Annotated in this window: 19 protein-coding genes; 5 read left to right on the forward strand and 14 right to left on the reverse strand. The window is 59.0% G+C overall.

Features of this window, described 5'->3' with window-relative positions:
• Position 1: 1 nt before the first annotated feature.
• The gene (locus KGA82_RS26740) at positions 2-4792 is read right to left on the reverse strand and encodes an NEL-type E3 ubiquitin ligase domain-containing protein (RefSeq protein ID WP_223453141.1); all 4791 of its coding nucleotides are present in this window, start codon (positions 4790-4792) and stop codon (positions 2-4) included.
• Positions 4793-5089: 297 nt separating this feature from the next.
• On the opposite strand from KGA82_RS26740, the gene KGA82_RS26745 reads away from it, so the two are divergent.
• The 4 genes from KGA82_RS26745 to KGA82_RS26760 all read left to right on the forward strand — a co-directional run bounded on the left by KGA82_RS26745 (position 5090) and on the right by KGA82_RS26760 (position 10400).
• Positions 5090-6862, forward strand: a complete 1773-nt coding sequence (locus tag KGA82_RS26745) for an N-acetylglutaminylglutamine amidotransferase (RefSeq protein ID WP_223453142.1) — start codon at positions 5090-5092, stop codon at positions 6860-6862.
• A 3-nt stretch (positions 6863-6865) separates the two neighbouring features.
• Positions 6866-8614: an N-acetylglutaminylglutamine synthetase gene (gene ngg / locus KGA82_RS26750; RefSeq protein ID WP_223453143.1), complete on the forward strand. Its 1749-nt coding sequence runs from the start codon at positions 6866-6868 to the stop codon at positions 8612-8614.
• Between the two features lie 158 nt (positions 8615-8772).
• Positions 8773-9963, forward strand: a complete 1191-nt coding sequence (locus tag KGA82_RS26755) for an osmoprotectant NAGGN system M42 family peptidase (protein WP_223453144.1) — start codon at positions 8773-8775, stop codon at positions 9961-9963.
• Between the two features lie 209 nt (positions 9964-10172).
• Positions 10173-10400 (forward strand): YheU family protein, encoded by a 228-nt coding sequence (locus tag KGA82_RS26760; protein WP_003199186.1) that lies wholly within the window; start codon positions 10173-10175, stop codon positions 10398-10400.
• Between the two features lie 5 nt (positions 10401-10405).
• Here KGA82_RS26760 and csrA read toward each other — a convergent pair whose 3' ends face one another.
• The 3 genes from csrA to KGA82_RS26775 form a co-directional block, all read right to left on the reverse strand.
• Complete coding sequence (csrA, locus tag KGA82_RS26765) at positions 10406-10591, reverse strand: carbon storage regulator CsrA (protein ID WP_008034548.1); 186 nt, start codon at positions 10589-10591, stop codon at positions 10406-10408.
• 142 nt (positions 10592-10733) lie between these two features.
• Positions 10734-11066, reverse strand: a complete 333-nt coding sequence (locus KGA82_RS26770) for a YnfA family protein (RefSeq protein ID WP_008034549.1) — start codon at positions 11064-11066, stop codon at positions 10734-10736.
• A 64-nt stretch (positions 11067-11130) separates the two neighbouring features.
• A complete protein-coding gene (locus KGA82_RS26775; RefSeq protein ID WP_008034550.1) occupies positions 11131-11946 on the reverse strand; it encodes an SDR family oxidoreductase in 816 nt (271 codons plus the stop codon).
• 278 nt (positions 11947-12224) lie between these two features.
• Here KGA82_RS26775 and KGA82_RS26780 point away from each other — a divergent pair, with 278 nt between their 5' ends.
• Positions 12225-12383 (forward strand): DUF3309 family protein, encoded by a 159-nt coding sequence (locus KGA82_RS26780; protein WP_174602692.1) that lies wholly within the window; start codon positions 12225-12227, stop codon positions 12381-12383.
• Between the two features lie 59 nt (positions 12384-12442).
• Here the strand turns inward: KGA82_RS26780 and KGA82_RS26785 are convergent, their stop codons facing one another.
• The 10 genes from KGA82_RS26785 to KGA82_RS26830 form a co-directional block, all read right to left on the reverse strand.
• On the reverse strand, positions 12443-14536 hold the full coding sequence (locus tag KGA82_RS26785; protein WP_223416131.1) for an LTA synthase family protein: 2094 nt from the start codon (positions 14534-14536) through the stop codon (positions 12443-12445).
• A 1143-nt stretch (positions 14537-15679) separates the two neighbouring features.
• Complete coding sequence (locus tag KGA82_RS26790) at positions 15680-16285, reverse strand: START domain-containing protein (RefSeq protein ID WP_008040859.1); 606 nt, start codon at positions 16283-16285, stop codon at positions 15680-15682.
• A gap of 40 nt (positions 16286-16325) precedes the next feature.
• Positions 16326-16580 carry a YkgJ family cysteine cluster protein gene (locus KGA82_RS26795; protein ID WP_008032889.1) on the reverse strand — a complete coding sequence of 85 codons (255 nt, stop codon included), beginning with the start codon at positions 16578-16580 and terminating at the stop codon, positions 16326-16328.
• Positions 16581-16745: 165 nt separating this feature from the next.
• Positions 16746-17219, reverse strand: a complete 474-nt coding sequence (locus tag KGA82_RS26800; RefSeq protein ID WP_008040861.1) for a hypothetical protein — start codon at positions 17217-17219, stop codon at positions 16746-16748.
• Between the two features lie 95 nt (positions 17220-17314).
• Entirely contained in the window at positions 17315-18754 is a 1440-nt protein-coding gene (locus KGA82_RS26805) for a PLP-dependent aminotransferase family protein (protein ID WP_008040862.1), read from the reverse strand.
• Positions 18755-19068: 314 nt separating this feature from the next.
• Positions 19069-19881 (reverse strand): OmpA family protein, encoded by an 813-nt coding sequence (locus KGA82_RS26810; RefSeq protein WP_008040863.1) that lies wholly within the window; start codon positions 19879-19881, stop codon positions 19069-19071.
• Complete coding sequence (locus KGA82_RS26815; protein WP_008040864.1) at positions 19878-20234, reverse strand: DUF4398 domain-containing protein; 357 nt, start codon at positions 20232-20234, stop codon at positions 19878-19880. Before KGA82_RS26815 ends, KGA82_RS26810 begins: the two co-directional genes overlap by 4 nt.
• Positions 20235-20243: 9 nt before the next feature.
• Positions 20244-21080 (reverse strand): substrate-binding periplasmic protein, encoded by an 837-nt coding sequence (locus KGA82_RS26820; RefSeq protein WP_223415218.1) that lies wholly within the window; start codon positions 21078-21080, stop codon positions 20244-20246.
• Positions 21081-21195: 115 nt separating this feature from the next.
• The gene (locus KGA82_RS26825; RefSeq protein ID WP_223453145.1) at positions 21196-22125 is read right to left on the reverse strand and encodes an electron transfer flavoprotein subunit alpha/FixB family protein; all 930 of its coding nucleotides are present in this window, start codon (positions 22123-22125) and stop codon (positions 21196-21198) included.
• Positions 22126-22875, reverse strand: coding sequence for an electron transfer flavoprotein subunit beta/FixA family protein (locus KGA82_RS26830; protein ID WP_007942046.1), 750 nt, complete (start codon positions 22873-22875; stop codon positions 22126-22128). It abuts the gene before it with no gap.
• Positions 22876-23312: the final 437 nt, after the last annotated feature.

Raw genomic sequence — 23312 nt, forward strand, 5'->3', positions numbered from 1 at the left:
CTCAACGCTCAGGAAGCCCGCACACTCCACCCTCGGTGACTCTCAAGGCTTCCTGGGTCAAGTGCTCGAAAACAGTATTCTCCGCCGCTTCTTTTTCGGCCTTGATCACCGAGACCTGACGGAGATACTCCGCTGTCGTCAGACTCTCGGCGTTCTCGAACACCGCTTGCAGCTTTGCCGGGTAAGTCTGGTTGAGTGAATCAAATTGTCGCGGGTAGCTGCGACTCAAAAAATCCGTCCAGAACGGCTGGCGATTCAAAAACCTCATGAATGCCGGTGTCAGTTCAGCAGCTTTGATTTTTTGCTCCGCAGCATTGAGCATGGCTGGCGTCACGCCGCTCAACTGGGCATAACGCATATGCCTGGGTTGCCCCGGTAACTCAAGGGTTTCTGCCAGTCCGGTGCGAAACGCCAGGCTGACCTCCAGCGGATCCGCCTTGGGGTCCTGCGCAATCCGCGCCTGGGCAATCTGCTCCAGTTGATCGAGTCGAAACAGACCCCGCCCCAGTTTCAACAACGGCGCCGCCGAGGAGCGCCCGGAGGTCGGGTTGATGACTTTGTCCACTTCCACCGCAACCTCCAGGTGGCTGAAATTCAGCGCCGCCGAATCGGTGCAGTTGATCGGGTTGGCCGCCAACTCGAACACTTGCTCGCGCAATGGCGTATCGACCTGTGCAGCCTCCAGCACGCGCCAGACTCGCCGGGTCATGTCCTCGCGCACATGTTCAGTGTCGGCGGTATCGCCCAACTCGGCCAACAATCGAAACAGACCATCGGAGGCAGGATCGTCCTTGATCGCCGTCCAGGATGCGGTCCGTGCCGGCAACCCCCATTCGTCCGGTAACCAGAGCTCGCGTGCCCGCTGCTCATTCAACCGTTGAAGGTCGTCTTCGAGGAAACCCATGCCGATTCCGACCCGGTCGCGATAGCTTTTTAGTTGGGTGCGACTGACATTGGCAAGCGGATTGTTGCGCAGGTTAACGGTTTCACTGAATCGCCGGGGAGTGCTGAACAACCAGTCTGGCAGCACCTTTATTTCGTTATCGCGCAAATCGACCCGGTCAAGATTGGGCGGGTACGACAGGTTTTTGGGCAGCTCAGTGGCGCGGGTGTCCCGTAGCGACAGGTAGCGCAAATCAAATTGCTTGCCGACGTCCAGCGTAGCGCCGAGGCGGCGATTACCGCTCAAATTGAGACTCTCCAGCGCGCGCATCCCGGACAGTTTTTTCAGGGTCTGCTCGGTGAGTTGTAGGTCGTTGTTAGCCAGGCTCAGGTGTTTGAGTTTGGGCATCAACGAAAGCACTTCCGGCAACTGGGTCAGCTTGTTGTCATTGAGCTCCAGCGATTCGAGGTTTTTGAACGCCTTGAGAAAATAGGCCGCATCGTTGTCCAGGTCCATATTCTTGAGTGAAAGCGCCTGGACGTGATCGAAATCCACCTGAATTGGCAGCGTTGGAAGCTTGCCTGCGCGCATCCCGTCAAGCTTCAATCCCGGCACCGACATCCCCTTTTCATTGCCCAGGAAAGACAAGCGCCGCCAACCGTTTTCGATCAGATCGGACATTTGTCGACGACTCTGTCGGCGTTCACTTTTTTCTGCCGCCGCGCTCAGGCCTGCCTCATCTTTGCTCCAGAGGTCGAGCGCGCCCCGCAGAGCCTTCAATGCCTGCTGCCGACTTCTTACTTCCCTCGCCCGCACCAGTGGTTCACTGCCCAGTTCGTCGAGAAACGTCTGAGCCTCGATATCGGAAAACAATGGGTAGAGTTTTTTGACCTTGCGCATTAGCGCCCGAGGATGGGTCGAGCCAGGCGCGGGGGGATCGGCTTGCAGGCAATGAACCGACTCGTCCAGCGTCGCGCCAGACACCACCCGCCCGGCACTGGCCCGATCATCAAGACCTTTGCCCAACAAATCGCTACGCAAGCGCAAGCCATCGCTTTCGCCTGACGTGGCAATGCCCATGGTGGTGCGCTGATCCGGTGGAATCGCACGCAGAACGGCGAGATACAGACCGTTTGGTCCAGAGGCAGCAGTGCCAAGGGATTTGCCGTCGCTGCCAAATGCTTCAAGGCCGGTTGCCTTGTTGACGATGATCCGCTTGAGCGCCGCGTCTTCCTTGCCGGCACTGGCCGACAACGGGCCGGTCAGCGAACCTTCACGCAGTTCAATGCGCAGGCTGTCGCTCCAGCCATTCAACCGGGGCAACAACTGCACGGCGAGCTTTCGCGTATCGGCCTCGGCGATCTCGGGCAAATACAAGCCTGCCAATGCTCTGTCCAGCCGCACATCAGCCAGCGACTGCCGGACCCTTTGCGCCAACCCCATGGCGACACGACCACTGGTGCGCAGGTGCAGACGTTCCACGCTGGAGGCGTCCGCGATCAACTCCTGTGCCAAGCCTGCAGGCAGCTCGGGAAAAACACCGCGTATTTTTTGTACATCGCCGCTGCTGCTTTGATCGTAGCGCTGATAAAGGTCCTTGAACGCCGAGCGGCGATCGGCCTTGATCGCGGCGCCGAGCTTTTTCGCCAATGCACTGCTTTGCGTGCTACCGGCGACCTTTGCACCTGACAGCGCCTCGACTTCGCTTGGGTAAAGGCCAGCCACAACGGTTTCAAGCAACTCTCCTTTGCGCAGTTGCTCTTCCGTGACTTTGACACTCAATTCTTCATCGGCCACCAAGGTCGATGACGGGTACATCGCCGTGACCTTGCGCTCACCATCGAGTACCTCGATGTAGCGCTCCGCAGGCCAACCGGGCAAGGAGGGTAATGTGTGCAGCTGCGTTTGCGCATGATCGGCGCTTCGCCAATGGCCGCTTTCCATGCTCGCAATGAAATCACTCAGTTCCTGCTCGATGCGAAATCGCTCGATGCAATCCTTCAATCGGGCGGGCAGCACCCTGTTCTCTTCTCCCAGGCGATTCAATTGACTGACGGAGCTGTCGGTGATTTTACGGAGGTTTTCCAGGCGTCCGTCGTGTAGGGCGGCCAGGCGCGGATCAATGCGTTTCAATGCGTAGAGACCGCTTCTCCATTCCTGCGGATGCTCATGTGCAAAACGCCAGCCGCCCTCGTTGTTGTGCTCGACCACCGGTGAAAAGGCATCGCTGCGGGCAGGGTGTCTGACGCGCCACTTGCTCAGGTCGGTATCGAATGCAATTTCATAGCTGGCGCCGTCAATATTGACCCATCGTTGTGCATTGACCTGATATACCCCCTTGGCATCGGCGATCCCCCCCGCTGCCGGAGCTCGCCGGTACGGCGCTACATCAGACTGCCAAAGGCGCGGTTTACCCGCCGCATTTTTGACCGCAGCGAAACGACCAAAAAAATCCGGATGCGCCGCCACAGTCCGCTTGATCAGTGAACCGGCCACTTTGGTGCCGGCAGCAAACGCCGCCATCATCGCCATGTTTTCCGCCACATTGAGCAGATGAGCCATCGCGCCGGCCTTGTCATCATGGCGCCAGTCTTCGATGCCATCGTAAACCTCACCCAACAGCTGCCCCACCGCTACGCCCATCATCAGTTGCCCGAGCACGGGAACAAACAGACCGGCGATATTGGCGATCAGCAGGCCGGTTTCTTCGTATGCCAACAGACGTTTCTGACGAACATCGGCATCCACCTCCGCCGTCGGCACGGCTAATACCAATGCATCGCTTTTCAACTTTGTGACGTGACTTTGATACAGGAAACTGAACAGTGTTGCAGGAATGCTCAGGGCCTTGAGCTCCCAGGTCTGTGGCTTGGCGGCAGAGGTCAAAAAATCGGTTCTGTTGGCTTCATCGAGGTAAGCCGCAAAAAACTCCGCGTACGTGCTGACTTTCAATTGCTGGTTCAAATACCACTGGAACAACACGAAGGTGCTGTACTCATAAAGCGGCCGGTCGGGCTCGTTCGGCATGTACACCACGCACGCGTCCGCGGGATGGTCCTTGAGCGAACGCTTTGTAAAAATCACCACGCCCCACAGGCAGGAGCCAAACAACTCCAATCCCTGCAACTGAACCGGGACGGTTTCGTAGAGGATCGGCTTGATGCCGGATGCCTGACCGGAGCCGCTGTTCAGCGCCAACCCCTGAAACATTTGAAACGCCGATTCGCCAATGTGTCCTTTCAAGTACGCGGTGTGCGCATCAACCTTCAGCGCACTCAACTTGAGCCGGCCAATGTCCAGATCATTCGCGGCAGGTTTGAAAGTGGCCTCGAAATGAGTCTGGTAACGCTTGCCCACATCCAGGTCGCGGCAGACTTTGGCAAACGCCATGGGCGTCAATCCGGGCACGCCATCCGGCACGGAAGCCACACGCACAATGCTGCCCGCAGGAAAGCCATCGTCCTCTGTCTCTTCCTCGGTGAAGTTATGCATTGCCGCCTGCAACAGGCTGCGTCTGGCGATCACTTTCTGTTTGGCAACGTCTTCCGGCGAGGTTGAGTCGGGACAACTACAGTCAAAACCGGGCAGCTCAACGCCGTCCCGTTCAACATCGAATGCCACGCCGTAGAGCCGCGTCAGTTCTTCGGTCAGTTCAACGCGACAGAACTCATTCAACGGCTTCAGCCGATCAAGCGTCGGTTGGACGCTGAACTGACAGGCCTGGAGCTCGCGCATGGCGCCGGCCAACGCGGTAATTTTTTCCGGCGTCGCATTGGTGAGCCATGGGGGAAGGGTCTTTTGCAGAGATTCAGCGGTGTCCAGATCGCCGGTCATCTGCATGAGGGCGGACAGCTGGTCTGCGGGTGTAAACGGCTTGATCGCCGGGGTGACGGGGTCCTTCGCTGACATACGCAACGTTCCTTATTGCATACAAGAGAGCCCCTGACGTTACCGCCTTCGCCAATCGATTAATAACGCAAAATTCCAGTATTTTCAGCGACTTAAGCAGCAGAATTATCAATGTTTGCACTAACTATGTACCGCACGCCGCTACGTTTTTCGGCGTACGGACGCCCCGTTTCAAACAGTGCCTTATAACTTATCAATCTAAAACTCCCATAACCGATGCGGGTCAGTTTCTGAGTACCTGCCTTTTGGGCGCGGTATCGATTGACCCTCCCCAACGGAAAAACCGGTAAGGACTTTATGTGCGGATTAGCTGGCGAGTTACGCTTTGATCATCAACCTGCAGACCTTGCAGCCATTGAACGAATCACTCATCACCTGGCGCCTCGCGGCCCTGACGCGTGGGGCTTTCACAGCCAGGGGCCGATTGCCCTTGGTCATCGTCGCCTGAAAATCATGGACCTGTCCGACGGCTCGGCGCAGCCGATGGTCGACCCTCAACTGGGCCTGTCCCTGGCCTTCAACGGCGCGATCTACAACTTCCCCGAACTGCGTACCGAACTTGAATCCCTCGGTTACGCCTTCTATTCCGGCGGCGACACCGAAGTGCTGCTCAAGGGCTACCACGCCTGGGGCGAAGCACTGTTGCCCAAGCTCAACGGCATGTTTGCCTTTGCCATCTGGGAGCGCGACGCCAAGCGCCTGTTCATCGCCCGTGACCGTCTCGGCGTGAAGCCGCTGTACCTGTCGCGCACTGGCCAGCGCCTGCGCTTTGCCTCGGCATTGCCAGCGTTGCTCAAGGGCGGCGACATCAACCCGATCCTCGATCCGGTGGCGCTCAATCATTACCTGAACTTCCATGCGGTGGTCCCGGCGCCGCGCACCTTGCTGGCCGGCATCGAAAAGCTGCCGCCCGCCACCTGGATGCGCATCGAAACAGACGGCACCACCGAGCAGAAAACCTGGTGGACCCTGCCCTACGGCCCACACGAGGATGAGAAGAATCTGACCCTCGAAGACTGGCGCGACCGCGTACTCGACAGCACCCGCGATGCGGTGGCGATTCGTCAACGGGCAGCGGTGGACGTCGGCGTGCTGCTGTCCGGCGGCGTCGATTCGAGCATGCTCGTCGGTCTGTTGCGGGAGGTCGGCGTAGAAAACCTGTCGACCTTCTCCATCGGTTTCCAGGATGCCGGCGGCGAGCGCGGTGACGAGTTCCAGTATTCGGACCTGATCGCCAGGCATTACGGCACCCAACATCATCAACTGCGCATCGACGAAAAAGAGATCATCGAGCAACTGCCCGCCGCCTTCCGCGCGATGAGCGAGCCGATGGTCAGCCATGACTGCATCGCGTTCTATCTGTTGTCCCGCGAAGTGGCCAAGCATTGCAAAGTGGTGCAAAGCGGCCAGGGGGCGGACGAATTGTTCGCCGGTTATCACTGGTATCCGCAGGTCGATGGCGCGGCCGATCCGTACGCGGCGTACCGCGATGCGTTCTTTGATCGCAGCTACGAGGATTACGCCGCCACCGTACAGCCGAAATGGCTGACCGCGAATGACGCCGCCGGCGATTTCGTGAAGGAACATTTCGCACAGCCCGGTGCCGATGCGGCGGTGGACAAAGCCTTGCGTCTGGACAGCACGGTGATGCTGGTGGACGACCCGGTCAAACGCGTCGACAACATGACCATGGCCTGGGGCCTGGAGGCACGCACGCCGTTTCTCGACTATCGCCTGGTGGAATTGTCAGCCCGGGTGCCGGGCAAATTCAAACTGCCGGACGGCGGCAAACAAGTGCTGAAAGAAGCGGCACGACTGGTGATTCCGAGCGAAGTCATCGACCGTAAAAAGGGTTACTTCCCGGTGCCGGGTCTCAAGCATTTGCAGGGCGACACGCTGAACTGGGTGCGCGAATTGCTACTGGACCCGAGTCAGGATCGTGGCCTGTTCAACCCGGCGATGCTCGACCGTTTGCTGACCGATCCACAAGGCCAGTTGACCCCGTTGCGCGGCTCCAAGCTGTGGCAATTGGCGGCGCTGAACCTGTGGCTCAGTGAACAAGGAATCTGATCGATGAAACCTCACGCCACGGCGTACAGCCAACGCTTGTTGCGCGGTCAGGCGCCCTCCTACGAACGCTTGCAGGCACGTCTGGCTGAAGACGGCAGTGAACTCGGTACCGCGCCGATTGCCGTGCATTGCGGCTGGGGCCGGTTGTTGATCGGCCATACGTTCCCCGACCCGGCAAGCCTCGCCCAAGAGTTGCTCAATGAGCAACCGGGCGAACGGGACATCGCCCTCTATGTCGCCGCGCCCCAGCAAGTGCTGGGGCTGGAGCCGGCCCAGTTGTTTCTCGATCCGTCGGACACCTTGCGCTTGTGGTTCAGCGATTACCGACAGGCGACCCGTGTGTTTCGCGGCTTTCGCATTCGTCGTGCGCAAGGCGATGCCGACTGGCAGGCGATCAATCAGTTGTATCAGGCGCGTGGCATGTTGCCGATCGACGCCCGTCTGCTGACCCCGCGTCATCTGGGCGGCCCGGTGTACTGGCTGGCCGAAGACGAGGACAGCGGCGCGGTGATCGGCAGTGTCATGGGCCTCAATCATCACAAGGCGTTCAACGATCCGGAAAACGGCAGCAGCCTCTGGTGCCTGGCAGTCGATCCGCACTGTTCGCGGCCCGGCGTCGGTGAAGTGCTGGTACGGCATTTGATCGAACACTTCATGAGCCGTGGCCTGAGTTACCTGGACCTGTCCGTGCTGCACGACAATCGCCAGGCGAAAAGTCTTTATGCCAAGCTCGGTTTTCGCAACCTGTCGACCTTTGCAATCAAGCGCAAGAACGGCATTAACCAACCGTTGTTTCTCGGCCCCGGTCCTGAAGCCGAGTTCAACCCCTACGCGCGGATCATCGTCGAGGAAGCCCATCGTCGCGGCATTGATGTGCAGGTCGATGATGCCGAGGCCGGGATGTTTACCCTCAGCCACGGCGGACGGCGGGTACGTTGCCGCGAGTCGCTGAGTGACCTGACTAGCGCCATCAGCATGAGCCTGTGCCAGGACAAAAGCCTGACGCACAAAGTGTTGAAGGCGGCCGGTCTGAATCTGCCGAGCCAGCAACTGGCGGGCAACGCCGATGACAACCTGGCGTTTCTCGACGAACACGAGCGGGTGGTGGTCAAGCCGCTGGATGGCGAACAGGGTCAAGGGGTGGCGGTGGATCTGCGGACCATCGAAGACGTCCAGCAAGCCATCGAATCAGCCCGTCAGTTCGACAGCCGCGTGCTGCTGGAAAGCTTTCACGAAGGCCTCGACCTGCGGATTCTGGTGATCGGGTTTGAGGTAGTGGCGGCGGCGATTCGCCGGCCGGCCGAAGTGGTGGGCGACGGGCAGCATTCCATCGGTGCGCTGATTGACGCCCAGAGTCGGCGTCGGCAAGCGGCTACCAGCGGTGAAAGCAAAATCCCGCTGGACCACGAGACCGAACGCACGTTGCAGGCAGCGGGTTACGACTACAGCAGCATTCTGCCGGCGGGTGAACATTTGTTCGTACGGCGTACGGCGAATCTTCATACCGGCGGTGTGCTTGAAGATGTCACGGCGATCCTGCATCCCACGCTGGCGGAGGCCGCCGTGCGCGCGGCGCGGGCGCTGGATATTCCGATGGTCGGGCTCGACCTGATGGTGCCGGCGGCGGATCAGGCGCATTACGTGTTTATCGAAGCCAATGAACGCGCCGGCCTGGCCAACCATGAGCCGCAGCCGACAGCCGAGCGGTTTGTGGATCTGTTGTTTCCGCATAGTCAGCCGGCGGTCTCTTAGTGATGTGGTGCCTGAACCGGCCCCTTCGCGGGCAAGCCTCGCTCCTACAGGAATGGGTGCTTTTGTAGGAGCGAGGCTTGCCCGCGAAGACGGCCTCACAGACACCGCAAATTACCCTCATCGAAACCATCGATGCGCTCAACTCATCAGGAGTTTCCATGACCTATAAAATCCCGGAACCCGACCTCAACTACCTGCAAAAAGTCCTCCTGGAAATGCTCGCCATTCCGAGCCCGACCGGTTTCACCGACACCATCGTGCGTTACGTCGCCGAGCGGCTCGAAGAGCTGGGCATTCCTTTCGAGATGACTCGCCGCGGCACCATTCGCGCCACGCTTAAAGGCAAGAAAAACAGCCCCGACCGCGCCGTTTCCGCCCACCTCGACACCATCGGTGCCGCCGTTCGCGCAGTGAAAGACAACGGTCGCCTGACTCTGGCGCCAGTCGGCTGCTGGTCCAGCCGTTTCGCCGAAGGCAGCCGCGTCAGCCTGTTTACCGACAACGGCGTTATCCGTGGCAGCGTGTTGCCGTTGATGGCGTCCGGGCATGCGTTCAACACGGCGGTGGACGAGATGCCGATCAGCTGGGATCACATCGAACTGCGCCTCGACGCGTACTGCGCGACCCGCGCCGATTGCGATTCCCTGGGGATCAGTGTCGGCGATTTCGTCGCGTTCGACCCGTTGCCGGAGTTCACCGAAAGCGGCCACATCAGCGCCCGTCACCTCGACGACAAGGCCGGCGTTGCCGCGCTGCTGGCGGCACTCAAAGCGATTGTCGACAGTGGCGAAGAACTGATGATCGACTGCCATCCGCTGTTCACCATCACCGAGGAAACCGGCAGCGGTGCAGCGGCGGCGTTACCGTGGGACGTCAGCGAATTCGTCGGTATCGACATCGCACCAGTCGCGCCCGGCCAGCACTCCAGCGAACATGCGGTCAGCGTGGCGATGCAGGATTCCGGCGGGCCTTATGACTATCACTTGTCGCGGCACTTGCTGCGACTGGCCAGCGACAACGAGTTGCCGGTGCGCCGCGACTTGTTTCGCTACTATTTCAGTGATGCACATTCGGCGGTCACCGCCGGCCATGACATTCGCACCGCCCTGCTCGCCTTCGGATGCGACGCGACTCACGGCTACGAACGCACCCACATCGACAGCCTCGCGGCGCTCAGTCGCCTGCTCGGCGCCTACATCCTCAGCCCGCCGGTGTTCGCCAGCGATGCGCAACCGGCCAAGGGTTCGCTGGACCGGTTCAGTCATCAGATTGAACATGACACGCAGATGGAAAGCGATACGCGGGTGCCTTCGGTGGATAGCCTGGTGGGGCAGCGGGCGGATAGCTGATCCGGAATTTTCATTGCATGGGCTGACGTCTTCGCGGGCAAGCCTCGCTCCTACAGGTTTCGCGTTGATCACATTACTTCGGATCGACGCAAAGTCTGTAGGAGCGAGGCTTGCCCGCGAAAGCGTCAGCCCAGGCAACACATCGGGTCCAGACTAGCCGCCACCCATCATTCGCCGTAGCATCGCGCCATTGTTTAGCCGAGGTGCCTATGCTGATTCCCCACGACCAACTTGAAGTCGACACCCTGACCCGCCTGATCGAGGATTTCGTGACCCGTGACGGCACCGACAACGGCGATGACACGCCGCTGGAAACCCGCGTATTGCGTGTTCGCCAGGCCCTGACCAAAGGTCAGGCGCTGATTGTCTTCGACCCGGAAAGCGAGCAATGCCAGTTGATGCTCAAGCACGACGTGCCCAAGCATCTGTTCGACTGACGCCTTCATCGCCCTTTGGTTTTTGCCAGTTTGACCTGGATGCGCTTGTAGACTTCGGCACGGTGCACATTGACGCTTTGCGGCGCGTCGACGCCGAAGCGCACCGTGTTGCCGTTGACGGCGACAATACGCACCGAAATGTCGTCACCGATGGAAATCATTTCGCCTACAACGCGGCTGAGTACAAGCATGGCATTCGTCCTTCAGGGTTATCGAACCCTGAAGATGCCCGGCACACGGCGGGCCTTCAATGCGACGAGGGCAAAACAGTCCCGCCCTACAGCGCCAGGCGAACACCTCTTAAGGAAACGTCTTACAAACTATGGCTTTGCTTCAGGCAGCGGAAAAACGCGGGCCGAACAGGATGACGCTTGCGCCGATCACACACAGCGCCACGCCGATCCAGTCAGAGCCGAGCGGGCGAATCCGTTCGACCACGGCCAGCCAGCCAATCGACGCAATGATGTAGATGCCACCGTAGGCGGCATAAGCCCGCCCCGCGTAGCTCGCCTCGACACGGGTCAGCAGCAGCGCGAACAAGGTCAGGCTGAGCAGCGCCGGCACCACCCACCAGACGCTTTTGCCTTGGCGCAACCACATCCAGAAGGCAAAGCAGCCAGCGATTTCAAACAGCGCGGCAAGAAAAAACCACAGGTAATTGAGCATGCGAACGTCTCGCGAGGATGACCGATGGCGGCCACCCTAACGGCGACGTTGTGTGCGGGCAAGTTCAGCCTGCGGTCTGTTTGGCCTTGGCGCGCATTTTATCGGCCATGAGGGTCATTTCGTCGTAGAGCAGTTGCGGGTTCTTCTGCTTCAGCGCCCAGGCCATACGGCCCTGTTCGTGGGGCAGGATCATGAATTCGCCAGCGGCGACGTGCTGATAGATGTAGTCGGCAATGTCGGCCGCACTAATCGGCGAACTTTCCAGCAACTTGCCAACCTGCGCTTTCATGGCGGGTGTCGGACCACGGAAAGAGTCCAGCAGGTTGGTCTGGAAGAACGACGGGCACACCACATGCACGCCAACTTCCTGGTGCGCCAGTTCGATCAGCAGGCTTTCGGACAACGCCACCACACCGGCCTTGGCCACGTTGTAGTTACTCATCGCCGGGCCTTGCATCAGGGCGGCCATCGACGCGATGTTGATGATCTTGCCTTTGCTTTTTTCCAGCAGCGGTAAGAACGCCTTGCAACCCTTGACCACGCCCATCAGGTTGATCGCGATCTGCCAGTCCCAGTCTTCCAGGGACAGTTCGCTGAAGAACCCGCCCGAGGCAACACCGGCGTTGTTGACGATGACATCGATGCCGCCGAGCTTGACTTCACAGGCTTGGGCGAACGCAGTCAGCTGACTGTAATCGCGCACATCGCAACGCTGGATAAAGCCATCGCCGCCGGCTTCGCGAACCAGTTTCAGGGTTTCCTGCAGACCGGGTTCGCTGACATCCGACAAAGCCAGTTGCCAGCCTTCACGTGCCCAGCGCAGCGCGATTTCGCGACCCAGGCCCGAGCCCGCGCCAGTGATCATCATGCGATTTTGCATAGCAAACAGCCTTGTTGTTCCGGGGAAGATGCGTCGAGTGTAGCGAAGGACCTTGCCCGACCCACGCTCCATCAGATTGCTGAATGGCGCAATCAAACCGCGAGCGCGCCTGTATCAACCAGGCCCCTGAAAACGAAATAAGCCTTTCTTCGAAAAACATTAAAAAAACTTGGAATTTTCTTTCAAGTGCACCAGTCGGAATTTACAAGCAGCTCGGGTTTATTGCAGTCCAGCTGACAATTAACACCAGGCAATTTCAGAACACTTCCGACAAGGAAATAGACATGGGCACAATACTAATCATTATTCTGATCCTCCTGCTGGTAGGTGGTCTGCCGGTCTTCCCTCATTCCAGAAGTTGGGGTTATGGCCCGTCGGGTATCATCGGCGTGGTGTTGGTGGTGCTGTTGATTTTGCTGTTACTCGGCAAGATATAAAGATCTGACAGGCAAAAAAAAGAGGCCCTTGAAGGGCCTCTTTTTTATTGCATCAACAGTCAGTCCGGCTTGCCGTCAACGACACCGGCGGTGTTGTCGATCAGGCTCTTGGTCGCCGTTTGCAGGAACGCTTCGAGCTTGAGTTTCAGCTCGGCAGTGCGAGGTGCATTCGGTACGATCTCGGCGTGAGGTGTCGCGCCCAGTTCGTACTGATACATCTTCGGCTCCATTTCCTTTTCTTTCGGCAAGACCAGAATCTGATCCGCCGTGACAATGGCCGTGGTCTGTTCGCTGCCCGACGGTTTGATCACGCCAAAACCGGTGTCGCCTTCCGGCAGGTCGAGCAGGTCACGCCCCCAGCACTGATGACGCACTTCGCCACCGATGCGACCCATGATGGTCGGTACGATGTCGATTTGAGTGCCTACCGTGTGGTCAAGTTTGCCGAATTTGTCCTGGATGCCGGGAGCGATCATCAGCATCGGCACGTTGAAACGACCCAGGTCCATTTCGGTGATCTGGCGCTCGTTGCCAAAACCGTGGTCACCGACGATGACAAACAGGGTTTCCTTGAAGTAAGGCTCCTTGCGGGCCTTTTCAAAGAACTGACCGAGCGCCCAGTCCGCGTAACGCATGGCGGTCAAATGCTCGTTCAGGCTGCCACGATCGGTCACGCGCTCGACCGGCAATGGCGTCGGCAAGGCGTATGGCGTGTGGTTGGACAGGGTCTGCAGCAAGGCATAGAACGGCTTGCCGTTTTCCCGTGCCTTGAGCTCGACCAGACCACGGTCGAACATGTCCTGGTCGGACACGCCCCAGGTCGGATCGGAGAACACCGGGTTGACGAAGTCGTTACGACCAATGAAGTTGGTCATGCCCTGGCTGCTGAAGAAACCCGACTGGTTATCCCAGGCGAAGTCGCCGTTGTAGACGTACACGTCGTCATAGTCGCGGGCGCTGAGCAATTGCGGGAGGCCGGACAGTTTGTGGCTGCCTTCCGGGGTCTGCATCAGGTATTCGAAACCCGGCAGGTTCGGGAAGCAGGCCATGGTGGCGAACATACCCTGGTGGGTGTGGGTGCCGTTGGAGAAGAAGCGGTCAAACAGCAGGCCTTCCTTCGACAGCTTGTCGAGGTACGGCGTGATGTTGCCCGGTGCACCGAGGGCACCGACCGAGTGACCGGCCATGCTTTCCATCAGGATCACGACGACGTTCTTGATCGGCAGAGTCTTGTCGGCCGGCGGCGTGTAATCGCGACGCACTGCCGCGGTCTCGGCATCCACCAGTTTGTCGTTCGGCATCACCAGCATGTCACGCACGATTTGCTGAGCTTGCGGCTGCGGCAGCGTGGCTTTCCAGATGTTGTCGCGATCTTCGGACATCCGGCTCTTGGCCGCCGCGACCAGCGACAATGTGCCGTTGAGGCCCAACTGGTTGGCGAAGTTGGAGTCGGTGGTGTAGACGTCACCCCAACGCAGTGGCGGGCCTTGGCGCAGAGTGCCGCGAGCCGCGACCACGCAGACCAGCAGGCACACCACGAACACGACAATGCGCGCGTACCACGGGGCGATCTGGCGCGTGCCGATGCTGCCGCCGCTGAATGGACCGCGAGGACGGGTCGCGCGGTCGGCGCCCTTGAACGCCAGGGTCAGGATCAACGTGCCCACGGCCCAGGCCAGCAGGTAGCGAACCACCGGGAATCCGTACCAAAGCATGCTCATTACGGTTTTCGGGTCTTCCTTCACGTACTGGAAGACCAGGCCGTTGAGGCGCTGGTGGAACTCACGGTAGAAGTCCATTTCCATCAGGCCGAGGAACAGCGCGATGCTCGAAGCGATGGTCAACCAGAAACGGAAGAACCCGCGGGCCGCCATGGCCCGGGAGCTGAACAGCGCCAGCAACAGCGGAATGCTGAGGTAGACCACCAGGCGCAGGTCGAAGCGCAGGCCGTTGGCGAACGCTTCGAAGAAGGTCGAGGCCGGGGTGTCGAGGATCATCTCGCGGTTGTAGACCAGCAGCGCGACGCGCAGCAGGCTGAACATGACCATCATGACCAGGGCACACAACAGCGTGTAGGCCAGATGCGATTTGACGGTCGGTTGCAGCAGGCGACTAGAAGCTCGCTGCTGACTCAGGGCGTCCGGGATTGCCATGTCGTTTTAGGACCCATTGGAAGTTGAAGTTTCAAAATTACAGCTGCGCCCTGCCCTCTGTTGGCCAGTTCTCGGCCCCGGGGTTTGCGCGGTGCGCAAATGTTGCACGATCAACCGCGGCATTGCCATTGATTACTGATCTGCACGGCTGGCGCGGGCGAATTGTCTTGGAGGCTTTGTGAAAATTTTGTGTAGTGCATATTCGGAAACACAATAAAGTCTTTCAGAGTCCATAAGTTGGGTGTGGTCATATCCGTTTCTGCGGTAACGGCGGCTTATGGTTTCGCCCTTACGGCGAGTCACTTTGGAAAAGCCCCAAAGTAACCAAAGGGCTCTTGCCCCTTTCGTTCGGTGCCTCGCTGTGGCTCGGCATGCCCTCGCTCCGGTCCTGCTCCGTGGGCACGCCGCCATCGGCCATCCATGGCCGGGGGCGGCTAACCCGGCATCCATGCCGGGTTGCCCACTGCGCAGAACCTCCACTCGGCCTCTCGAGGGGGCGACTACCGCCACAGCCGCCGAGGCGGCCTGAAAGCCGACCTGGCTCTTCAGCTGTCCGCGTTGTCCTTCTTTGCTGTGTTCACTCATTCCGGACATATGCACCGCTCCCCTGTAGGAGCCGGCTTGCTGGCGATGGCGTCGTTTCAGGCGATAGGTGTGTCGACTGACCCACCGCTATCGCCAGCAAGCCGGCTCCTACAAGGGATTGGGTTCACACGGTTTGAAATTGTAGGAGCTGGCTTGCCGGCGATGGACGTCAACGATAACGCGTGCTGCCTGAATGAACGCGTCGCCTAGACGTTTTTCGCCGGCAAGCCGGCTCCTACAGGGAACCCCATACGCTTTTGATTCTCACCACTCATCAGGCCGAGCGCAGGTTCTGCGCAGTGGGCAACCCGGCCAGGGATGGCCGATGGCGGCGGGCCCACGGAGCAGGACCGGAGCGAGGGTATGGCGAGCATTAGCGAGCCACCGAACGAAAGGGGCAAGAGCCCTTGGTGACTTGGGGCTTTTCCAAGTGACTCGCTGTAAAAGCGAAACCATAAGCCGCCATGACCACAGCAACGGATATGCACACCAATCAAACAAACCCGCAAAAAAAAGCCCCGATCAAATCAGGGCTTTTTATAGAAAGAAACAAAGCGATTACTTCTCGGCACGCTCTTTCAGGGCTTTCAAGGTATTGAACGGCGCATCAACCACAAACTTGTTGGCAATCATCGAAGGCACGCTACCACCCGGCTCAGTGTGAACCTGATAGGTCACTTCAATCTGGTCACCCTTGGGCACGAACTTCCAGAACCCATCAACCTTGGCAACCCGCACAAAACCCTTTTCTTCAGGAATGTACTTCGGCACACCCTCAAGCTTACGGGTCAGACTGCCATCGGCGCCTACGGTAGTCGTGATATGCAGCACCGAATCACGCGCGGTCACCGGCCATGGGGTATTGAACTGGGTGTAGGTCCAGCTCTGATCGCCTTCATGCTTGAGCAGCTTCTGCTGCTTGCATTCGTGAATCCACGAGCAGGCGCCCGCCACGTCTTCCTGGAGTGCGCGCAATTTGGCCATGGTGGTTTTCATCAGGGTAACGCCCTGATAAGCCTTGTAGTCAGAGCCGGCCACTTCACTCAAGGACACCTTGATGCCGTCTTCATTCTTGGCCACCTTCCAGTCTTCGGCCTGTGCGGTGGCAGTCGCCAGCAAAACCGTCAAACCACACAGCACAGCCATACGATGCAGCGAACCCATAATCTTATTCCTTATTGTTGAAGTTCCGTTCGTTGACACATCACGCCGCCGTCATCTGCTCCCACCAGCCCAGCAATCTGATCGCTTCGTCACTGCTGTTTCCGCAGACTTCGACGTCGGCTTCAAACGCCGAACACACGGCCGGACGTTCCGGTTGGCCGAAAATACTGCACAGGTTTTCGGCAGAGAGTTGTACGCAACGTTCTCCGGCGGCTTTGCCATTGGGCATACCGGGAATCGGAGAACTGATGGAAGGGGCAATGCAACAGGCGCCACAGCCTTCACGGCATTTCATGACGACGAGCTCCTCGCGACGGGTGATGTGTTAAAGGACGGGGCACAGAGTAACCGCTAAAACAGTTGTTTTAAATTACCTGTCGCCGGGTTTTTACGCTCAAACCAGCGTGACTGACCAGTCTCCGACAAAGCATCTGGCCTGCGGGTCACGCCGAGGAAGGATTTACTGCTTGAACTCCAATTCCAGCGCCGCGCCCTCGACTTCCCGACGCTCTTCGTTACGCAGTTGCAACTTCATTTCGTTGCTGATCAGTCGTCCGTTGAGCTGGAACGGAGAGCTGCCAGCCTTCTCACCGAACATTTGCGGCAACACGGCGTCGTGCCGGGGCAACGGAACTGTACCGACCGGCTTAAACTCTTCGGCCATTTCCTCAGGCAAGCTCAAATCCAGGTCAGCCGAAGGCAGTTTGGTTTTCACCACTTCACTGGCCGGTTTCGATTTGGAGGCAATGGGTGAACGTTTTTTCTGCGTAGCCGCTTTCTTTTTGACCGGTGTGGCTTTTTTTGCCGGTGCCGGTTTTTTCGATGTCGCGCTGGCGGCCGGTTTTTCCTGAGCGGAAGCCGCCAGGACGCCTTCCGAATTGAAGGTTATCAACAGGCAGATCGACAACCAGGCGGCAGGAAAAATCGGTTTCATGGATCCAACGGGGAACGGCGCTATCGGCAGAGGGCCATATGCTCGCTTGTTGGACGCGACATGACAAGCTCGGGCAGGAATTACCCGCCCGCCCGTCACATTCCGCCGGCCATCTCCTGGCAAAGCTGGGTAGCCAGCATGCCCAGAGTCATCAACGCACGCTCGGCTTCGCGATTCCAGGGAATGCCGCAGTTGAGCCGAATGCAGTGATTGAACTGCTCGGTGTTACTGAAAATCAGCCCCGGTGCGATGCTGATGCCTTGCTGCAACGCGCGCACATGAAGTTCTTGTGTATTGACCCGCCCCGGCAGACTCACCCACAGAATGAAGCCGCCGGTCGGCCGGGTCATCTGTGTGCCTTCCGGGAAATACTGCTGCACCGCGAGCTGGAAAGCGCTGAGATTTTTGCGGTACTCCTGACGGATGTAGCGCAAATGCCGGTCGTAACCGCCATTTTCCAGATACGCCGCGATCCCCATCTGCGTAACGCTGCAAGCCGAATGCGTGCTGAAGGTCTGCAAGCGCTGGATTTCCTGCTGGTACTTGCCGGCAATCATCCAGCCAATCCGCACACCCGGAGACAGGGTCTTGGAGAAGCTTGAGCAGTAGATCACTCGATCCAGCCGGTCGTAAGCCTTGAGTGCCTTGGTGCGGCCCTGCTCGAACATCAGTTCGCCGTAGATATCGTCTTCGACCACCTGAATATCGAAATCCGAGGCCAGGCGCAGCAGTTGTTTCTGCCGCTCTTCGGGCATGGTGCCGCCCAGCGGATTGCTCAGGCGCGTGGTCAGTACCAGCGCTTTGATCGACCACTGATTCGCTGCCAGTTGCAAAGCTTCCAGGCTCATGCCGGTGGCCGGATCGCTGGGGATCTCGATGACTTTCAGGCCCAGCAGATCGGCCAGTTGCAGCAACCCGTAGTAGGTTGGCGACTCGGCAGCGATCAAGTCGCCCGGCCGGGTCAGCACGCGCAGGGACATCTGCAAGGCATCGACGCAGCCGTGGGTGATCACCACTTCCGACGGATCGACCACCACGCCGGCATCGCGCATGCGAATTGCCACTTGCCGCCGCAACGGTTCAAAACCGGGGCTGAACATGTAACTGAATGCCCGTGGGCTATGGAATCGGGTGACTTTGGCCAACTGCTGATGCAGCGCCCGCACTGGCAGGTAATCGACGCTCGGCACCGCCGCGCCCAAGGGAAACACGCCCTCTCGACGGGATTCGACCAACACTTGTTGAATGATGCTGCTGCGGGTGACCAGGCCAGGACGTTCGACCCGGGCGATGTCCGGTGTCGGCGCAGTCAGGGCCGGCGTCTGGTGCACGTAGTAACCCGACTGCGGCCGGGCACGGATCAGCCCCTGATCTTCGAGATTGGCATACGCCTGCAACACCGTCGCATGGCTGACATTGAGCTGCGAACTCATCTTGCGCACCGAAGGCACGCGCTCCCCCGGCTGATAGACCCCACGACGGATGTCTTCGGCCAGTTGTTGAGCAATACGTTGGTAGAGCAAGAGATTGGTCATGACGCAGCACTCGATTTCACGGGCATTTTATTCTTGTGTGAAACAATACCGGAACAGTTTAGAAGTGTACGGGGACAGTTGCCACAATAGTCGACGGTACAGTGCAGTGTCAGCAAAATCTGTACTGCTTTGCTAGGCAATTCGCAGACACAAAAAAACCCGGCGCTGTCTGGCAGCCCGGGTTTGTAGGAGCCGGCTTGCTGCGGGCGGCGTTCCGACGATGGCATCACTGCGGTGTTTCAGACGAACCGAAGTGATGCCATCGCCAGCAAGCCGGCTCCTACGGATTGCATGGTTTCACAAGGAAGCGTCCATTACCGGGCGGCGCCGAGCAGGCCTTTTTCGTCGGAGAACACAATTTCCACCCGACGGTTCTGCGCCCGGCCCCGTTCCGAGGCGTTCGCGTCTACCGGGTATTCATCGCCATAACCTTCGACCTTAATGCGTTTTTCGTCGATGCCCAGATCCGTCAACACGTCCGCCACCGATTGCGCACGGTCACGGGACAGTTTGAGGTTTTCCTGCTTGCCGCCGGTGCTGTCGGCGTAGCCTTCGATGCGCACGACGCGCTTGGGATTAAGTTGCAGGAATTGCACGATCTTCAATACCACGCGGTTCGCCGAGTTTTTCAGCTCCGCTTCGCCGGTGTCGAACAGCACGTCGCCGAGGGTCATCACCAGGCCACGGTCAGTCTGGGTCGTGGCCAGCGCAACAATCTGCTCTTCAAGCCACTTGCCCTGCTGCTGCACGCTCAGCAGTTTGGATTCGCGCAGGGCCAGTTGCAGGCGCTGGCGCTCCAGTTCGAGCTTCGCCGCGCGCTCTTCGTTGAGTACCTGATTGGTGTGCTCCCGAGCGATTTCGCTGTAGCGCCGGCTCAGGTAGGCGTAATGCAGCACGTCGGACCCGCTGCCCCAGTAGCTGGACAGTCGATCGGCACGGGCCAGGGATTCACCGGCACGGATCACGTCTTTCGGCGCGATTCGCAGCACGTTGGAATCTTCTTTCACCTTCTGAAAGTCGGCACCCGCTTCTTGCAACGCGGCTTCACTGTGCTGACCGGCGCAGCCATAGAGACTCGCACAGCCCACGAGGATCAAGCCGCCGATAGCTTTGGACGTGAGGTTCATTGGGCATCCCCCACTTGCTTGCGCAATCGAGTGATGCGGGTGTTGAGAAGATCCAGCTTCTCTTCACTTTTGAGCGTCAGGACCTTGGCTTCGGCCAGGCGCGCGTCAAGTTCGGCCTGTTCGGCGCGCATGCGTGCATGCTTGTAAGACTGATCGGCCATATCACCTTGGGCACGGGCGAATTTATCTTCGGCCAGTTTCATTTCAGGCACGTCGTCCGCGGTGGCCCCCACGGCTTTGGCTTGCACGAGCACCTGTTCGGTCAGGCGTATTTGTTCATTCGGCGCCGGATCGGCTGCACAACCCGCCAGAGCCAGAACGGCCAGGGCAGCGAAAAGAGGTCGAATACTCACTAAAAATCCCTACTGTTTTGGGGTACTGGCGGGGGGTTGCTGTGGCTGCTGTTGCTGCGCTTTCCAGCGCTCGATATTGCGTTGCAGCACGGCTTCCGTCAGTCCGGACGCGGGCAATTCTGTCATCTTTTTGGCCAGCTGTCCGCGCAACCACGGATCGTTGCAGGCAGAGTTATGGGAAACCGCGAGGAACAGGCCGGGTTTGTCGACCGGCTGCGGGCGCGCGACGAGGTCATTGGCCATGCTCAGGGCCTGTGCGGCTGCCATGCCCGAATAGCGTCCGGCGAGGACAAATTCCACTTCCCCCAACAGCAATTTCTGAAGGGCCTGGGTCAGGTTGGGGGTGCGTACGAGGGTCAATTGCTGCTCGGCAAACGTACCGAATTCCGGGGTCATTCGAGACTTTTCCGACAACGCGCCGGGATGACCGTGAAGGTCCTGCGCCTGGTTGTAGACCAGTGGCGAGTCTTTTCGGGTCCAGACCAGGTAATCGTTTTCCAGCAACGGCGGATGGATGTAATCCAGGGTTTCCAGCTCACTGACCGTCAACGGCGCGTCGGCCAGCATGTCCATGCGCCCACTGCGCACTTCCTCCAGCGCCTGGGCGCGTTTGCCGGCATAGAGCATCTCGACCTTGATGCCCAACTGCCCTGCTACTTGTTGCAACAGGTCGGCACTGGCACCGATCAGGTGCTTGGGGTTTTGCGGGTCTTGCCACAGATACGGCGGCGCATCCGGGCTGCCGGTGACCACCAGTCGCTCACACTTGCCCGCTGCGATGGACAGCGTCGGCAACAGCGTCAGACCCAGCAGCAATGACCAACCGAACACTCGATGCAGATCCATACTCAAACCCCGTTATATCCCCTGTAGGAGCCGGCTGGCTGCGGACGGCTCCTACAGGAAGAGCAAAAAAAAGCCCGACCAAAAGGTCGGGCTCTTTATAGGTCAAGCGGCTGGATTAGACCAGCTTCTCGAACTCAGGGATGGCTTCGAACAGGTCCGCCACCAGGCCGTAATCGGCCACCTGGAAGATCGGCGCTTCTTCGTCCTTGTTGATCGCGACGATCACTTTGGAGTCTTTCATGCCGGCCAGGTGCTGGATCGCGCCGGAGATACCGACCGCGATGTACAGCTGTGGAGCAACGATCTTGCCGGTCTGACCGACCTGCATGTCGTTGGGTACGAAACCTGCGTCGACCGCGGCGCGGGAAGCACCCACGGCAGCGCCCAGCTTGTCGGCCAGGGCGTACAGGTGTTTGAAGTTGTCGCCGTTCTGCATGCCGCGACCGCCGGAAACGACGATTTTGGCAGCGGTCAGTTCCGGACGATCGGACTTGGCCAGTTCTTCACCAACGAAGCTCGAAGTGCCGGCGTTGTGCGCAGCAGCAACTGCTTCAACGGCAGCCGAACCGCCTTCAGCGGCAACCGGGTCGAAACCGGTGGCACGCACGGTGATCACTTTGACCGCAGCGTTCGACTGAACGGTAGCGATGGCGTTACCGGCGTAGATCGGGCGCTTGAAGGTGTCAGCGCTTTCAACCGAGATGATCTCGGAGATCTGGTCAACGTCCAGCTGAGCGGCAACGCGCGGCAGGATGTTTTTGCCGTTGGAAGTAGCGGCAGCCAGGATGTGGCTGTAGCCCTTGCCCAGCTCGGCAACCAGTGGCGCGACGTTTTCCGGCAGTTGGTGAGCGTAGGCGGCGTTATCGGCCACCAGCACTTTAGCCACGCCAGCGATTTTCGCAGCGGCTTCAGCCACGGCGCCAGCGCCCTGACCTGCAACCAGCACGTGGATGTCGCCGCCGATTTTGGCAGCAGCGGCCACAGTGTTCAGCGTGGCCGGGGCCAGCACTTTGTTGTCGTGTTCAGCAATAACCAAGATAGTCATTTAGATTACCTTCGCTTCGTTTTTCAGTTTCTCGACCAGTTCAGCCACCGACTTGACCTTGATACCCGCGCTGCGTGCAGCAGGCGCTTCGACTTTCACGGTCTTGTTGGTGGAGGCGGTGGAAACGCCCAAAGCGTCCGGAGTCAGCACTTCGAGAGGCTTCTTCTTGGCTTTCATGATGTTTGGCAGGGACGCGTAGCGCGGCTCGTTCAAACGCAGGTCGGTGGTGACGATGGCCGGCAGTTTCAGGGAAACTGTCTGCGCGCCGCCGTCGATTTCGCGGGTCACGGCAACGCTGTCGCCGGACACTTCGACTTTGGACGCGAAGGTGCCCTGACCGTAGCCGCTCAATGCAGCGAGCATCTGGCCAGTCTGGTTGTTGTCGCTGTCGATGGCCTGTTTGCCGAGGATCACCAGCTGAGGCTGCTCCTTGTCGACAACGGCTTTGAGCAGCTTGGCAACGGCCAGGGAAGTCAGATCTTCAGCGGATTCGACGAGGATGGCGCGGTCGGCACCCAGAGCCAGCGCGGTGCGCAGTTGCTCTTGAGCGGTGGACGGGCCGATGGAGACGACGACGATTTCAGTCGCAACGCCTTTCTCTTTCAGGCGTACGGCTTCTTCCACTGCGATTTCGCAGAACGGGTTCATCGACATCTTCACGTTGGCGAGGTCGACGCCGGAATTGTCCGCCTTGACGCGAACCTTGACGTTGTAATCCACAACGCGTTTGACAGCTACAAGAACCTTCATGGATTCCTCGTTACTCTCCGGTGAAAAGAAAGTCGCCTAGGCGAACCTGGCGGTTGATGCTCATCGGGCGCAAGGGCACCTCTAAAAACGCCGGCATACGTGTCAAGTGACCATCGCTCATGACGTTGATGACCGTTCGTCAGTGGTGACCAACAAGTCATTAAATATCGTGGCGTGTAAACTGCGCGCCAACACTGCGCTGCACATCACCTTGTACTGCCATCGCCCTGTCTTTAGAGGTGCTCTTGAAACCAACAGTCAGCCTACGGCGAGCGCAAAACCGACCGTATCTTGACCGGAACGCCTATTCCGGTCAATACGGCAAAATGGCCAGTCATAAGCCGCGTGACTTTGATTTCTCTGGCTTTGAGCCGATTCAAACAAACGTTTGTATTGGACGCTAAGAGTGGTGTAGATATAATGCGCCACCCAAAGAG

The organism is Pseudomonas sp. BF-RE-22 (genome assembly GCF_019956155.1).
Classification (GTDB): Bacteria; Pseudomonadota; Gammaproteobacteria; order Pseudomonadales; family Pseudomonadaceae; genus Aquipseudomonas; species Aquipseudomonas migulae.

Excerpts from the sequence above, each read along its gene's own strand:
- KGA82_RS26740 (WP_223453141.1), bottom strand. The coding sequence starts at position 4,792 with ATGTCAGCGAAGGACCCCGTCACCCCGGCGATCAAGCCGTTTACACCC.
- KGA82_RS26745 (WP_223453142.1), top strand. The coding sequence starts at position 5,090 with ATGTGCGGATTAGCTGGCGAGTTACGCTTTGATCATCAACCTGCAGAC.
- ngg (WP_223453143.1), top strand. The coding sequence starts at position 6,866 with ATGAAACCTCACGCCACGGCGTACAGCCAACGCTTGTTGCGCGGTCAG.
- KGA82_RS26755 (WP_223453144.1), top strand. The coding sequence starts at position 8,773 with ATGACCTATAAAATCCCGGAACCCGACCTCAACTACCTGCAAAAAGTC.
- KGA82_RS26760 (WP_003199186.1), top strand. The coding sequence starts at position 10,173 with ATGCTGATTCCCCACGACCAACTTGAAGTCGACACCCTGACCCGCCTG.
- csrA (WP_008034548.1), bottom strand. The coding sequence starts at position 10,591 with ATGCTTGTACTCAGCCGCGTTGTAGGCGAAATGATTTCCATCGGTGAC.
- KGA82_RS26770 (WP_008034549.1), bottom strand. The coding sequence starts at position 11,066 with ATGCTCAATTACCTGTGGTTTTTTCTTGCCGCGCTGTTTGAAATCGCT.
- KGA82_RS26775 (WP_008034550.1), bottom strand. The coding sequence starts at position 11,946 with ATGCAAAATCGCATGATGATCACTGGCGCGGGCTCGGGCCTGGGTCGC.
- KGA82_RS26785 (WP_223416131.1), bottom strand. The coding sequence starts at position 14,536 with ATGGCAATCCCGGACGCCCTGAGTCAGCAGCGAGCTTCTAGTCGCCTG.
- KGA82_RS26790 (WP_008040859.1), bottom strand. The coding sequence starts at position 16,285 with ATGGGTTCGCTGCATCGTATGGCTGTGCTGTGTGGTTTGACGGTTTTG.
- KGA82_RS26795 (WP_008032889.1), bottom strand. The coding sequence starts at position 16,580 with ATGAAATGCCGTGAAGGCTGTGGCGCCTGTTGCATTGCCCCTTCCATC.
- KGA82_RS26800 (WP_008040861.1), bottom strand. The coding sequence starts at position 17,219 with ATGAAACCGATTTTTCCTGCCGCCTGGTTGTCGATCTGCCTGTTGATA.
- KGA82_RS26805 (WP_008040862.1), bottom strand. The coding sequence starts at position 18,754 with ATGACCAATCTCTTGCTCTACCAACGTATTGCTCAACAACTGGCCGAA.
- KGA82_RS26810 (WP_008040863.1), bottom strand. The coding sequence starts at position 19,881 with ATGAACCTCACGTCCAAAGCTATCGGCGGCTTGATCCTCGTGGGCTGT.
- KGA82_RS26820 (WP_223415218.1), bottom strand. The coding sequence starts at position 21,080 with ATGGATCTGCATCGAGTGTTCGGTTGGTCATTGCTGCTGGGTCTGACG.
- KGA82_RS26825 (WP_223453145.1), bottom strand. The coding sequence starts at position 22,125 with ATGACTATCTTGGTTATTGCTGAACACGACAACAAAGTGCTGGCCCCG.
- KGA82_RS26830 (WP_007942046.1), bottom strand. The coding sequence starts at position 22,875 with ATGAAGGTTCTTGTAGCTGTCAAACGCGTTGTGGATTACAACGTCAAG.